This window comes from Azorhizobium oxalatiphilum, from assembly GCF_014635325.1.
In the GTDB taxonomy this organism is placed as follows: domain Bacteria; phylum Pseudomonadota; class Alphaproteobacteria; order Rhizobiales; family Xanthobacteraceae; genus Azorhizobium; species Azorhizobium oxalatiphilum.
On sequence record NZ_BMCT01000002.1, the window covers coordinates 444,541 to 456,863 of the forward strand.

Annotated in this window: 11 protein-coding genes; 3 read left to right on the forward strand and 8 right to left on the reverse strand. The window is 69.1% G+C overall.

Annotated features, from left to right (window positions below; translation table 11 throughout):
- Window positions 1-1,308: an LLM class flavin-dependent oxidoreductase gene (locus IEW24_RS10595; RefSeq protein ID WP_188578241.1), complete on the forward strand. Its 1,308-nt coding sequence runs from the start codon at window positions 1-3 to the stop codon at window positions 1,306-1,308.
- Window positions 1,309-1,317: 9 nt separating this feature from the next.
- Here the strand turns inward: IEW24_RS10595 and IEW24_RS10600 are convergent, their stop codons facing one another.
- The 6 genes from IEW24_RS10600 to IEW24_RS10625 all read right to left on the reverse strand — a co-directional run bounded on the left by IEW24_RS10600 (window position 1,318) and on the right by IEW24_RS10625 (window position 6,971).
- Complete coding sequence (locus IEW24_RS10600) at window positions 1,318-2,118, reverse strand: VOC family protein (RefSeq protein ID WP_188578243.1); 801 nt, start codon at window positions 2,116-2,118, stop codon at window positions 1,318-1,320.
- 107 nt (window positions 2,119-2,225) lie between these two features.
- Complete coding sequence (locus IEW24_RS10605) at window positions 2,226-3,026, reverse strand: ABC transporter permease (protein WP_188578244.1); 801 nt, start codon at window positions 3,024-3,026, stop codon at window positions 2,226-2,228.
- Window positions 3,023-3,790 (reverse strand): ABC transporter permease, encoded by a 768-nt coding sequence (locus tag IEW24_RS10610; protein WP_188578246.1) that lies wholly within the window; start codon window positions 3,788-3,790, stop codon window positions 3,023-3,025. Before IEW24_RS10610 ends, IEW24_RS10605 begins: the two co-directional genes overlap by 4 nt.
- On the reverse strand, window positions 3,787-4,644 hold the full coding sequence (locus IEW24_RS10615; protein WP_188578248.1) for an ABC transporter ATP-binding protein: 858 nt from the start codon (window positions 4,642-4,644) through the stop codon (window positions 3,787-3,789). Before IEW24_RS10615 ends, IEW24_RS10610 begins: the two co-directional genes overlap by 4 nt.
- A gap of 10 nt (window positions 4,645-4,654) precedes the next feature.
- Window positions 4,655-5,671: an ABC transporter substrate-binding protein gene (locus tag IEW24_RS10620; RefSeq protein ID WP_188578251.1), complete on the reverse strand. Its 1,017-nt coding sequence runs from the start codon at window positions 5,669-5,671 to the stop codon at window positions 4,655-4,657.
- 100 nt (window positions 5,672-5,771) lie between these two features.
- Window positions 5,772-6,971 carry a CaiB/BaiF CoA transferase family protein gene (locus IEW24_RS10625; RefSeq protein ID WP_188578253.1) on the reverse strand — a complete coding sequence of 400 codons (1,200 nt, stop codon included), beginning with the start codon at window positions 6,969-6,971 and terminating at the stop codon, window positions 5,772-5,774.
- Between the two features lie 194 nt (window positions 6,972-7,165).
- On the opposite strand from IEW24_RS10625, the gene prpR reads away from it, so the two are divergent.
- Window positions 7,166-9,094 carry a propionate catabolism operon regulatory protein PrpR gene (gene prpR / locus IEW24_RS10630; RefSeq protein WP_210324179.1) on the forward strand — a complete coding sequence of 643 codons (1,929 nt, stop codon included), beginning with the start codon at window positions 7,166-7,168 and terminating at the stop codon, window positions 9,092-9,094.
- A gap of 552 nt (window positions 9,095-9,646) precedes the next feature.
- Here prpR and IEW24_RS10635 read toward each other — a convergent pair.
- Both IEW24_RS10635 and IEW24_RS10640 read right to left on the reverse strand, forming a co-directional pair.
- On the reverse strand, window positions 9,647-10,573 hold the full coding sequence (locus IEW24_RS10635; RefSeq protein ID WP_188578255.1) for a hydroxymethylglutaryl-CoA lyase: 927 nt from the start codon (window positions 10,571-10,573) through the stop codon (window positions 9,647-9,649).
- Window positions 10,574-10,734: 161 nt separating this feature from the next.
- Window positions 10,735-11,715: an arginase gene (locus IEW24_RS10640; RefSeq protein ID WP_188578257.1), complete on the reverse strand. Its 981-nt coding sequence runs from the start codon at window positions 11,713-11,715 to the stop codon at window positions 10,735-10,737.
- Between the two features lie 131 nt (window positions 11,716-11,846).
- Between IEW24_RS10640 and IEW24_RS10645 the strand changes: the two genes are divergently transcribed.
- Window positions 11,847-12,287, forward strand: a complete 441-nt coding sequence (locus tag IEW24_RS10645; RefSeq protein ID WP_188578258.1) for an Lrp/AsnC family transcriptional regulator — start codon at window positions 11,847-11,849, stop codon at window positions 12,285-12,287.
- Window positions 12,288-12,323 lie beyond the last annotated feature (36 nt).

Below are 12,323 nucleotides of genomic sequence, written 5' to 3' on the forward strand. Positions count from 1 at the left end.
ATGACACGGCAGATGCATCTCGGCCTGTTCCTCCTCGGCACGGGCAGCCACATTGCGGGCTGGCGCATGGACGGCGCCATCGACAGCTTTCAGGACATCCATGCGGTCTGCGAAGTCGCCCGCATCGCCGAGCGCGGCAAATTCGACTTCATCTTCATGGGCGACAATCTCAATGCCGATCCCGGCGCCCATCCCTCCTACACCGCCCGCCTCGAACCCCTGACCCTGCTCTCGGCGGTAGCCATGGCGACCAGCCATATCGGCCTCGCCGCCACCGTCTCCACCACCTACTCGGACCCGTTCACGGTCGCCCGCGCCTTCGCCTCGCTGGATCACATCAGCAAGGGCCGCGCGGCGTGGAATGCCGTCACCACCGCCGCGCCTGCCGCCGCCGCCAATTTCGGCACGCTGCATCCCGACCATGCCAAGCGCTACGAGATCGCGGGCGAGTTCCTCGATGTGGTGAAGGGCCTGTGGGACTGCTGGGCGGACGATGCCTTCCCGAAGGATCGCGCCAGCGGCCTCTATATCGACCCGGCCAAGGTGAAGCCGCTCGACCATGACGGCACCCATTTCAAGGTGAAGGGGCCGGTGAACATCGGCCGTGCGCCGCAGGGCCATCCCATCATCTCGCAGGCGGGCGGCTCCGAGCCCGGCCAGCAGCTCGCCGCCCGCACCGCCGACGTGGTGTTCGCCGTGGTGCAGGACATCGACGAGGCCCGCACCGGCTACAAGGCCCTGAAGGACCGCCTGCCCGCCCTTGGCCGCAAGCCCGAGGACGTGTGCGTGCTGCCGGGCGTGATGCCGGTGGTGGGCCGCACCGACAAGGAGGCGCGCGAAAAGCTCGCCGCGCTCATGGCGCATGTGAATTCCAGCAATGCGCTGGGCATGCTGTCCGAGCGCTTCGGCGTGGACATGAGCGGCTACGACCTCGACGGCCCCATCCCCGAGATGCCCAAGGCCGACACCTATCACTCCTTCACCGGCGTGATGCTGGCGAAGGCCAAGCGCGAGGGCATGACGCTCCGCGATCTCTACAATCTGGTGGCCGCCGCGCGCGGACACTGGGTGCTGTGCGGATCCGCCGAGAGCGTCGCCGATACGTTGCAGGACTGGTTCGAGACCGGGGCGGCGGACGGCTTCAACATCATGCCCGCCTACCTGCCGGACGGACTGACCGACTTCGTGGATCTGGTGGTGCCCATCCTCCAGCAGCGCGGCCTCTACCGGCAGGATTACGCGGGCACGACCCTGCGCGAAAACCTCGGGCTGGCGCGCCCCGCCAACCCGAACTTTTCAGCGGGCTGAGCCCCGGCCTCAGGCCGCCGTCGCATCCCCGCAGCCGGTGGCGCCGGCGGGCGGGGCCACCACGGCGAACATGGCGCCCTGCGGGTCCATGGCCTGCACGATGAAGGCGCCGCCCGGCACCTCCATGGGTCCGTTCAGGATCTTGCCGCCGCAGTCCTTGATGACGGCGATGGCCGCATCGATGGAAGGCACCTTGGCGTAATAGAGCCAGAAGGGCGCGGGCATCTCCGGCGGGCGGTTGAACATGCCGCCGATGGACTGGCCGTCATGGTCGAACAACTGGTAGATGCCCATGGGGCCCATATCCACCGGCTCGCCCTTGGTCCAGCCGAACAGCGCCGCATAGAAGGGGAACACCGCCTCCCAGTCGGTGGCCGCCAGCTCGTGCCAGCCGACGGCACCCATGGTGCCGCGCGGCGTCACCGGCGGGGAGAGGCCCTCGATCCAGTGGAACAGGGCCAACATGGCGCCCTGCGGGTCGGCGATCACCGCGAAGCGGCCCACGCCCGGTACATCGGCCGGCTGCGCAAAGACCGCCCCGCCCAGCTCCGACGCCTTCTTCACCGTGGCGTCCACATCGTCCACCTCGACGAAACCGGCCCAGTGCGGCGGCACGCCGGCCTGCGCCTGCTCGGGCATCAGCGGCATGACGCCGCCCATGTCGGAGCCCTCGGCGGCGAGCACGATGTAGGAGAAATCCGGCATCGCCACGACCCGGCTGCTCCAGCTGAGCAGGCCCTCATAGAAGGCGCGGGCGGCGTCCGTGTCGGTGGTGGCGAGCTGGTACCAGGCAAACCGTCCGTGGGGCATGGGCTTCCTCCTCTGCTGACGCGCGCTTTTTCCCGCAGTCTCTCACAGGACGCGCGCCGCAGCCCCATTCCGACACGGTTCCATGGAGTTTTTGCGAAAGTCTCCCCTCAGGCGTGCTCCGGCGTGGCGGACGGGCCCCCGAAGCGCCTGTGCAGCCACAGCAGCAGCCCGTTGGCGGCGAGCGCGAACAGCACGATCACGAGGATCATGCCCGTGGTCATGGGCACGTTGTGCAAATTGATGCCGTTGACGATGAGAAAACCCAGCCCCCGCTGGGAGGCGAACATCTCGCCGATGAGCACCCCGAGGAAGGTGAGCGAGAAGCCGATGCGCAGGCCGGTGAGGATTTCCGGCAGCACGGCGGGCACCAGCACCTCCAGCGCCGTCTGGCGGCGGGTGAGGCGCATGGCGCGGGCGGCGCGCAGCAGCACCGGGCTGATGGTCTTCACCGCCCCCATGGTGAACAGGATGATGGGGATGATGCCGTGGATCACCCCGAACGCCACCTTGGCCGACATGCCCAGCCCGAAGATCAGCAGGATCATGGGATAGAGCGTCACCTTCGGGATGGCGTAGAGACCGGCGAGGATGGGTTCGGCCACGTCGCCCGCAAAGCGCCGCTCGCCCAGCACGAGGCCGATGACGATGCCCCCCACCGCCCCGATCAGCAGCGCCCAGCCGAAGGCGGCGAGCGTGGCGGCGAAATGCCCCCAGAACACCGGCCCGCGCAGGAATCCGGCGAGGAAGGTGAGCGTCTTGACCGGCGAGGCCAGCGCCGCCTCGCCCACATAGAGATGCATGCCCTGCCAGGCGAGAAGCGCCAGCACGAGCAGGATCAGCCCATCCCAGCTGCCGCTTCGGCGGCGGGCGGGCGTGGTGCGGGCGGGAACGTCTGCGGTTGCGCTCATGCCCGTGCCCTGCGCTTGGCCAGCCGCGTCTCATAGGCGTGCAGGCTCATGTTGATCACCGTGACCACCACCAGAACCAGCAGCATCAGCGCGTACATGGTGTTGTTGTCGAAGCCCTCATAGGCATAGGCGATGGCATGGCCGATGCCGCTGCTGGCCATGATGAACTCGCCCGCGATGACGCCGATGAAGGTGTAGGCGAGCGCGAGGCGCATGCCCGTGAACAGATAGGGCGCGGCGCTCGGCAGCACGATCTGCCGCACCGTCTCCACCCGGCTCAGGCGATGGGCGCGGGCCACCCGCAGCAGCACGCGCGGAATGCGGTCGAGCCCGGCCATGGTGGACATCATCATGGCGGGCGCGGCGAAGGCCATGCCCAGCACCACGAGGGGAAAGGCATTGAGGCCGAAGATGGCCACCAGCAGCGGATAAAAGATGAAGAAGGGCACCGAATAATAGGAGGCCAGCAGCGGATCGAGCGCGCGCCGCACGCGCGGCAGCGCATGCACCAGAACGCCCAGCCCGAAGCCCAGCGCGATGGAGAGCACCAGCGCCGCGCCGATGGTGCCGGCGGTGAAGGCCATATCGTGCGCGATCTGCCCCGAGGCGAGGAGGCCGAAGAGGTCCGCTGCCATGCGGCTCGGCGGCAGCAGGGTGAGCGGATTGATGACACCGGACCGGCACAGCGCCTCCACCAGCAGCACGGCGCCGCCGATCACGCCGAGACGGGCCAGAGTGAGGGCGTGTTCGCGCTTCAGCTTCATCGCCCGCCCCCCGGCCCTTGCGCCCCCATGGCGCGCAGGGATTCCGCGCGCAGACGCGACCACAGCCGCGCGGTGATCTCGCCGAAGCGCGGATCGGAGACGATGCTGCTGTCCCGCTCGCGCGGCCAGCCGGTCTCCACCATATCGATGAAGCGCCCCGGCCGCGCCGACATCACCCCCACCCGGTCGGACAGCATGGCCGCCTCGTCCAGTGCGTGGGTGATCAGCAGGATGGTGGCGCCCGTCTCCCGCCACAGCCGCAGCAGTTCGTCGCCCATCAGCAGACGCGTCTGCTGGTCCAGCGCGCCGAAGGGCTCATCCAGCAGGATCAGGCTCGGCCGCGTCACCAATGTGCGGGCGATGCACACCCGCTGGCGCATGCCGCCCGACAGCTGGGCGGGATAGGCGCCGGCAAAGTCGGCCAGCCCCATGAAGCGCAACGCATGGTCCACCCGCCGTTGGCTCTCATCCGCCGGAACCGTGCTGTGCTTCAGGCCGAAGGCCACATTGTCCCGCACGGTGAGCCACGGGAAGGAGGCATCCTCCTGAAACACGATGCCCACCCCCTCCGGCACCACCCCATCCACCGCCTGCCCGTTGAAGGTCACGGTGCCGGAGGTGGGCCGGCCGAGGCCGGAGAGCACGTCCAGCAGCGTGGACTTGCCGCAGCCGGACGGCCCCACCACGGAGAAGAACTCGCCGGGGTTGAGGTCGAGGTCGGTGGGGGCGAGCGCCTCCACCGGCTTCACGCCCGGATAGACGCGGGTGACGGCGCGCAGGCTCACCACGGGCGGCGGCCCTACCGCCTCGGCCAAGGTGTCATCCATGCGCGCACGCTGCACGAGAGCCGTCATGTCGCGCCCCTCACCGCTGCGCCGGGGCGGGCGCGGGCAGGAAGCTTTCGTCCGCCATGGCCTTCCAGTCCACCTTGCCCTTCAGGCGGCCCACCAGCTCCATGCCGCCGGCCATGCGGTCGAGATTGGGATAGATCAGCCGGCCGTCGCCGAAATAATTCATGGCGACGAGATTGCGGAACACCTCGCGATAGAGCTTGGGATCGCCGTTATAAGCCTTGGCGACGATGTCGGCCGCCTCGTCCGGATTGGCCTTGATGAAGTCCACCCCCTCCTTGCGCGCGGCCACGATGGCCTTGAGCTTGTCGGCGCCGGACGTGGCGAAATCGGTGGTGGTCACGCCCACCGTCTGGGTGATGTTCACATCCGTGCAGTCCTTCGCCTGGAAGGCCAGCTTCACCTTGGTCTTGTTCTGCGACCAAAGCGGCTCGTTGGTGAATGCCGCATCGACAGCCCCATTCAGCACGGCCGAGAGATTGGCGCCGATGTCGCCCGCCGCGATAGTCTGCACCGCCTTCGGGTCAAGACCGGCCTTCTGCAGGCACATGAGCAGGATCATGTTGCTGACCGAGCCCGCCGACGTGTAGGCGATCTTCTTGCCCTTCACGTCCGCGAGCCCTGCGATGGGCGTATCGGGCTTGGCGACCCAGGTGATATCACCCACGCTCTCCACGCCGCCCGAGATGATCTTGATGGGCTGGCCCGCCTGAATGGCCAGCACGGCGGCGGGCAGCGCCACTTCGCCGAAGGGCAGATCGCCGGCCAGCATGTTGCGCACCGAGGTGCCGCCGCCGGCCGAGGTGAGGAAGCCGGTGATGTCCACCCCGTGCTTCTTGAAGAAGCCCTTCTCCAGCGCCACCGCATAGGGCGCGCCGTAGAAAGCCGAGCCCCAGTGGGTGACGGTGATGGTCTCGGCGCTCGCCGGCACTGTGATGCCGACCGCCAGCAGGGCGGCTGCCCCCACGCCGCGCGCGGCGCGGAACTGGCTGAGACAGGCGATGGTGGCACGGAATGCGTGTCCGATCATTGGCGTTTCCCCTTGATATTATTGATGGGCACGGGCCGCCTGCGGCTGTTACCGTCAGGCTGACCCGGAACGCGGTACCCGAAAGGCTCTCCCTCAAAAATCAGGCGATGGCGCCGCTCTGGCGCAGCGCGTCGATGCGGTGGGGCGCATAGCCCATGATCTGGGCCAGCACATCCTGTGTATCGTTCCCCAGTTCCGGCGGCGGGGTGAAACGATCCGGCGCGGCACCGGAGAATTTCATCGGATTGCCCGGCATGCGCACCGAGCCACCCTGCGCCAGTTCCACCTCCACCACCATATCGCGGGCCACCACCTGCGGGTCCGCCAGCGCCTGCGCGAAATCATTCACCGGCCCGCACGGCACCCGCGCCTCGCGCAGGCGCGTCAGCCAATAAGCGGCGGGCTGCTTCACCAGTTCGGCCGTGACGATGGCCTCGATCTCCGCCTTCGCCGCATAGCGCCCCGGCTGGGTGGCATATTCGGGCCGCCGCAGGTCCTCGTGCGGCAGCACGGTGAGGAAACGCTCAAAGAAGGCATCGCCGATGCAGGCAATGATGATGTAGCCGTCCGCGCAGGGGAAGGCATTGTAGGGCACATGCACGAAATGGCCGTTGCCCATGGTCTCCGGCACATTTCCGGACATGAGATACATGGTGGCCATGTAGTTGAGCATGGAAATCTGCGCATCCAGCATGGACACATCCACGTGCCGGCCAAGGCCGGTCTGGGTACGCTCATTGAGCGCCGCCAGCACGCCCATGGCGCCGAAGATGCCCCCGGCCAGATCGCCGATGGGAATGCCGGCACGGATGGGCGGCCCGCCGGGCAGGCCGGTGATGCTCATGCCCCCGCCCATGGCCTGCACCACCTGATCGAAGGCCGGGCGGTGCGGGTCCGGCCCGTCGCCGCCGAAGCCCGTGACCGAGCAGGTGATGATGCGCGGATTCACCTGCGCCAGCCGCCGGTGGTCGATACCGAGCCGCTGCGGCACGCCGACGCTGAAATTGTCGAACACGATGTCCGACACCCGCACCAGATCGAGAAACACCTCCCGCCCCGCATCGCTCTTCAGATCGATGCAGACGCTGCGCTTGCCGCGATTGAGGGTGAGGAAATAGGCGCCCATGCCGTGGCGCGCGTAGTCCGCGCTGTCGGCGAGCAACTGCCGCGTGCCCTCGCCCTTGCCGGGCGGCTCGATCTTGATGGTCTCGGCGCCCAGATCGGTGAGCAGCATGGTGCCATAGGGGCCGGACAGCATATGCGTCAGGTCCAGCATCCTGATGCCGGTCAGAGGTGTCATGCGCGTTCTTCCCTGAAGATTTATTCTTGTCTTCCTCTTCTCAAGCAAGCCGGGTGCCATCCGGCCAAAGCGCGCAGGGAAAAGGGTTTTGACGCGCTCTGCCGGGCGGCTATGTTGCAGGGATACGCAAGCCGCCAGAGCTTGAAACAGCGAATGAAACACGGACCAACAGTCCGTGACGGGAGGAGACAACCTTGGCTGCCGCACTGCGCGCACGGCCGGGCGAACGCCTGCGCCTGTGCTTCCTGAGCTATCGCCACCTCACCCATCTCGCCCGCACGGTGCTGGACGAATATGCCCAGCGGGCCGAGATCGAGGTGGTGGACCGCGCCTTCGAGGGCGCCCTTGCGGTGGCGCAGGAGCGCGAGCGCATGGGCACGGTGGATGCCTTCGTCAGCGCGGGCGCCAACGCCTCCTATCTGCGCGGCTCGCTGAAATCCCCCGTCGCCACCATCAATGTGGGCGGCTACGATATCCTGCTGGCCCTGCTGCGGGCGCGTGAGCATTCCGACCGCGTGGGCATCGTCACCCATCGCCGCACCATCCCCGAGATCGACGCCATCAAGGAGCTGCTGCGCATCGAGGTGACGCAGGGCGCCTACCAGACGGCGGAAGAAGCCTCCGCCCGCGTCAAGGAGATGGCCGCGCAGGGCTTTCCGGTGATCATCGGCTCAAGCGTGGTGATGGAGGCAGCGGAAAAACTCGGCATCCACGGCATCCTGGCCTATTCGCTGGCCGGCGTGCGGCAGGGGCTGGAGGATGCGCTGGAGCTGGCCCGCATCGCGCGGCTGGAGAGCGCACGCTACGAGCAGCTCAACGGCGTGCTCCAGCATGTGCAGGAAGCGGTGCTGGCGGTGGATCTGGACGACCGCATCACCGCCGCCAATCCGGCCATGGAGACGCTGCTGGGCCTCAGCGCCGGCGCGGCCATCGGCCGTTTCGCAGTCGAGGTGGAGCCGGAACTCTCGCTGGCGGGCGTTCTGGCCGGCGGGGAAGCGGAAAAGGGCATCGTGTTGCGCATCCGGCGACGGGATTTCATCGCCAACCGCATCCCCATCCGCGAGCATGGACAGATCAGCGGCGCCATGATCACGGTCTATGACGCCCGCACCATCTCGGAGGCCGACAAGAGCCTGCGCTCGCAGGCCCGCCGCCGCTCCGTCCTCTCCACCCGCTATGCGCTGTCCGACATTCGCGGCACCAGCCCGGCCATCGAGCGGGCGCGCGGCACGGCGGCCCGCTTCGCCGCCACCGATCTCACCGTTCTGCTCTCGGGCGAGAGCGGCACCGGCAAGGAAGTGTTCGCGCAGGCCATCCATAACCTGAGCGCCCGCGCCGGCCGCGCCTTCGTGGCGGTGAACTGCTCGGCCTTTCCCGAGAGCCTGCTGGAGAGCGAGCTGTTCGGCTATGAGGACGGCGCCTTCACCGGCTCGCGCAAGGGCGGCAAGGTGGGCCTGTTCGAGGCCGCCCACACCGGCACGCTGTTCCTCGACGAGATCGGCGACATGCCGCTCACGCTCCAGACCCGCCTGTTGCGGGTGTTGCAGGAGCGGGAGATCGTGCGCCTCGGCAGCGTGGCGCCCATTCCCGTGGACCTGCGCATCATCGCCGCCACCCACCAGCCGCTGGAGGAGCTTGTGCGCCAGCGCGCCTTCCGCGCCGATCTCTATTACCGGCTCAATACGCTCAATCTGCGCCTGCCAGCCCTGCGCGAGCGGCCCGAGGACGTGACCGTTCTGGCGGAGGGCTTCGTCACCGCCTGCCTGCTGCGCATGGGCAGCCGCCTGCCCGCTCCGGCGGTGGTTGCGCCCCTTGAGCGCTGGCTCACCGCCTATGACTGGCCGGGCAATGTGCGCGAACTGGAAAACCTGTGCGAGCGCCTGACCATGCTGGTGGTGCATTTCGGCAGCGCCGACGCCATCCCGCCCGACATATTGCGCCACGACTGCCCGGAGCTGTTCCGGCACGGCCCCGCCCCGGATGTGGCGCCGGAGGACGAGCGCGCCTATGTGGCCGGCGTTCTGGCCGCCTGCGACGGCAGCCGTCAGGCCGCCGCCCGCCGCCTCGGCATGAGCCGCGCCACGCTCTGGCGGCGCATGAAGCAGTTGGGGATCGGGGGGTGATGGGCGGGTGTTCAGGAAGGTGAGCATCCGGCGACGTCGCCCGCCCCCTTTCGGCTCAAGAAGCCGGCTGTCTCGCCTTTGTCAGGCAACGTATCAGCGACAGAAGACCGTCATGCCCGGGCTTGTCCCGGGCATCCACGTCGCGCCGACGGTGCAGACCTCCGAAGTATGTTCCTGGCCGCTGGGCGTGGATGCCCGGGACAAGCCCGGGCATGACGGTTCCTCTTGATGACGCACGCCGGGGACAGTTTGCCCAGTGGCAAGGTGGATGACGCGACCGACGCCGGACGCCCCCTCACCCCGCCTTGCGCCCGCCCTCAGCCTCCGCCGCCTGCTGGCGCTTCAGCCAGGCCATGGAGCGGCCGCCCAGCTCCGCTTTCAGCGCCCGCCCCCCGCCTTGCCTGCCCCTCCCACCCCTCCCCCGCAAGCGGGAGAGGGCTTTCCCCGCCCGGCTTTCGGGCGCGAGGCAGCGGCAAGCGCAACAGGCTCCCTCTCCCGCTTGCGGGGGAGGGTTGGGGAGGGGGAAGGACGCGACCGACGCCGGACGTCCCCTCACCCCGCCTTGCGCCCGCCCTCAGCCTCCGCCGCCTGCTGACGCTTCAGCCAGGCCATGGAGCGGCCGCCCAGCTCCGCTTTCAGCGCCCGACCGGCGAAGGCGATGGCCTCGCTGAGCAGGGCGAGGTCGACCCCGGTGACGAGCCCCGAGCCTTCCGCCAGCAGCACCAGATCCTCCGTGGCCAGATTGCCCGCCGCCCCCGGCGCGAACGGGCAGCCGCCAATGCCGCCCGCGCTGGAATCCAGCCGCCGGATGCCGGCGGCGATAGCGGCATAGGCGTTCGCCGCGCCCAGCCCGCGCGTGTCGTGGAAATGCACGCCGACCCGCTCCGCCGGCAGGCTTTGCAGCAGGTCCGCCAGCAAGGACGTCACCTGCCCCGGCGCGGCGGCGCCGATGGTGTCGGCGATCACCACCTCATGGGCGCCGAGGTCCGCGAAATGCTCCGCCAGCCGGATCACCTCGGCGGGCGCGACCTTGCCCTCGAACGGACATTCGAACGCCACCGCCACATAGGCCCGCACCCCCATGCCGGCGGTGCGCGCAGCCGCGATCACGTCTTCGGCGGCAGCGATGGCCTCGGCGCGCGTCATGCCGATGTTGCGCACATTCATCAGCTCGGTGGCCGCCACCACGGTCGCCACCTGCGGCGTGCGACAGGCCAGCGCCCGCTCGAAGCCGCGCCGGTTCATGGTCAGCGCCGAGACGGCCACGCCATCGAGGGCGCGACAGCCGGCGATCACGTCCTCGGCGTCCGCCATCTGCGGCACCGCCTTGGGCGAGACGAAGCTCGCCGCCTCGATGCGGGTCAGCCCCGCCGCCGCGAGGCGAGCGATGAAGTCCAGCTTGTCGGGCGTCGAGACCTGAACCTTCTGGTTCTGCAAGCCGTCGCGCGGCGCAACTTCCGTGATCAGCAGCCGGTCCATGGCGCCGCCTCCCTGTTATGCGTCCGGCCCGTCCCGGCCGGCTGCCGCGGATGCAGCAAGCGTCATGCCAGCGGATGCGAGGGCGGGAATGCGCCGCCGGCCGGCCGTCGTGGCGTTTCGTGCAACACCGCCGGCGCCCGCATGAAACGCGCGCTGAGGCATCAGCCCACCGCCACCGTCTCCCGCATCTTCCGGCCGGCCGGTACGGCAGCGCCGGGCGCGCCCAGCGCCAGTGCCGCCAGTTCCACCAGCAGCGTGGCGCTGCGGCCGGCCACATCGCGCAGCGGGTTCAGCTCCACCAGATCCAGCGAGCCCACCTGCCCGCTCGCCCCGAGCCGGATCATCATGTCCCGCGCCGCCGCGAGGCCGAAACCGCCCGGCACCGGCGTCGAGACGCCCGGCGCGAGGCGCGGATCCAGCGCATCGAGATCGAAGCTCACATGCAGATGCCCATCCGCTGCCGCCACCCGCGCCAGCAGGCGATCGAGCACCGTCAGCAGTCGCCCGCCCTTGAGGCGCGGCATGGGCAGAACCTCCACGCCGCGCGCCGCCAGCAGCGCCCGCTCGGGCGGATCGAGATCGCGGGCGCCCAGCAGCGTCACGCGGGCCGGATTCACCGGCGCATGCCAGCGGGCGTCCAGATGGGCGGAAAAGGCCGGCTCGCCGCAGGCCAGCGCCAGCGCCATGCCGTGCGGATTGCCGGTGGGCGAGATGTCGGGCGTGTTGAAATCGCCATGGGCATCCACCCACAGCACGAACAGCGGCCGATCAACCGCCGCGCAATGGCGCGCCACGCCAGCCAGGGAGCCCATGGAGAGGCTGTGGTCGCCGCCCAGAAAGACCGGGCGCTCGCCAGCCGCAAGGCTCGCTTCGGCCCGCAGGCTGAGCGGCCGGGCATAGGCCAGCACCGCCTCCAGCCGCTGCGCATCGGGCGCAGCCACCGGCACGAGGGGCGCTTCGGGATGGTCGGGCACCACATCGCCGTGGTCGCGCACCAGCAGGCCGTGATCGGTCAGCCGGTCGGCCAGCCCGGACAGGCGCAGCGCCGCTGGGCCGAGGCGCGCGCCGGGGCGGCCGGCGCCGATGTCCAGCGGAACGCCATGGAGCGCGACGGGCGCGAAAAGCGAAAAACCTCTCTCCATCTCTCTCCTCCGGTGCGTCGTCGGAAAAAGATGGGGTCTGGAAACGTCAGCCGGAACCCGAAAGACTGGCCAATCTGCGCAGACCATTGCACATTATGTAAGGCTCAACCGCGCAAATTGAGAGGTGCCGCATGCTGGATGACCTCGACCGCCGCCTGCTCGCCTTGCTGCGCGCCGACGCGCGCCGTCCGGTGGCGAAGCTGGCCACGGAGCTTGGCGTCTCACGCGCCACGGTGAGCGCCCGCATCGACCGGCTGGTGCGGGACGGCGTCATCCTCGGCTTCACCATCCTCACCCGCCCGGCCGAGGGCGAGGAGAGCGTGCAGGCGGTGACGATGGTGGAAGTGGACGGCAAGCATGCGGAGGCGGTGATCCGGCGTCTCAACGGCTTTCCGGAGATCCGCGCCCTCTCCACCACCAACGGGCGGTGGGATCTGGTGGCGGAGATCGAGGCACCGACGCTGAAAGCCTTCGACGATCTGCTGCGCGCCATCCGCCAGATCGACGGCATTTCGGCCAGCGAGACCAGCATCCTGCTCGGCGCACGCAAGGCCACGCGGCCCCGGCCGTGAAGGACGGGGCCGCGCTCAGGGCGTCAGGATCGGATG

What these genes read in the sequence shown, in the direction of transcription:
- IEW24_RS10645 (WP_188578258.1), top strand. Translation starts at nt 11,847, where the DNA reads ATGCTGGATGACCTCGACCGCCGCCTGCTCGCCTTGCTGCGCGCCGAC.
- IEW24_RS10600 (WP_188578243.1), bottom strand. Translation starts at nt 2,118, where the DNA reads ATGCCCCACGGACGGTTTGCCTGGTACCAGCTCGCCACCACCGACACG.
- IEW24_RS10615 (WP_188578248.1), bottom strand. Translation starts at nt 4,644, where the DNA reads ATGACGGCTCTCGTGCAGCGTGCGCGCATGGATGACACCTTGGCCGAG.
- IEW24_RS10595 (WP_188578241.1), top strand. Translation starts at nt 1, where the DNA reads ATGACACGGCAGATGCATCTCGGCCTGTTCCTCCTCGGCACGGGCAGC.
- IEW24_RS10640 (WP_188578257.1), bottom strand. Translation starts at nt 11,715, where the DNA reads ATGGAGAGAGGTTTTTCGCTTTTCGCGCCCGTCGCGCTCCATGGCGTT.
- IEW24_RS10605 (WP_188578244.1), bottom strand. Translation starts at nt 3,026, where the DNA reads ATGAGCGCAACCGCAGACGTTCCCGCCCGCACCACGCCCGCCCGCCGC.
- IEW24_RS10610 (WP_188578246.1), bottom strand. Translation starts at nt 3,790, where the DNA reads ATGAAGCTGAAGCGCGAACACGCCCTCACTCTGGCCCGTCTCGGCGTG.
- IEW24_RS10625 (WP_188578253.1), bottom strand. Translation starts at nt 6,971, where the DNA reads ATGACACCTCTGACCGGCATCAGGATGCTGGACCTGACGCATATGCTG.
- IEW24_RS10620 (WP_188578251.1), bottom strand. Translation starts at nt 5,671, where the DNA reads ATGATCGGACACGCATTCCGTGCCACCATCGCCTGTCTCAGCCAGTTC.
- IEW24_RS10635 (WP_188578255.1), bottom strand. Translation starts at nt 10,573, where the DNA reads ATGGACCGGCTGCTGATCACGGAAGTTGCGCCGCGCGACGGCTTGCAG.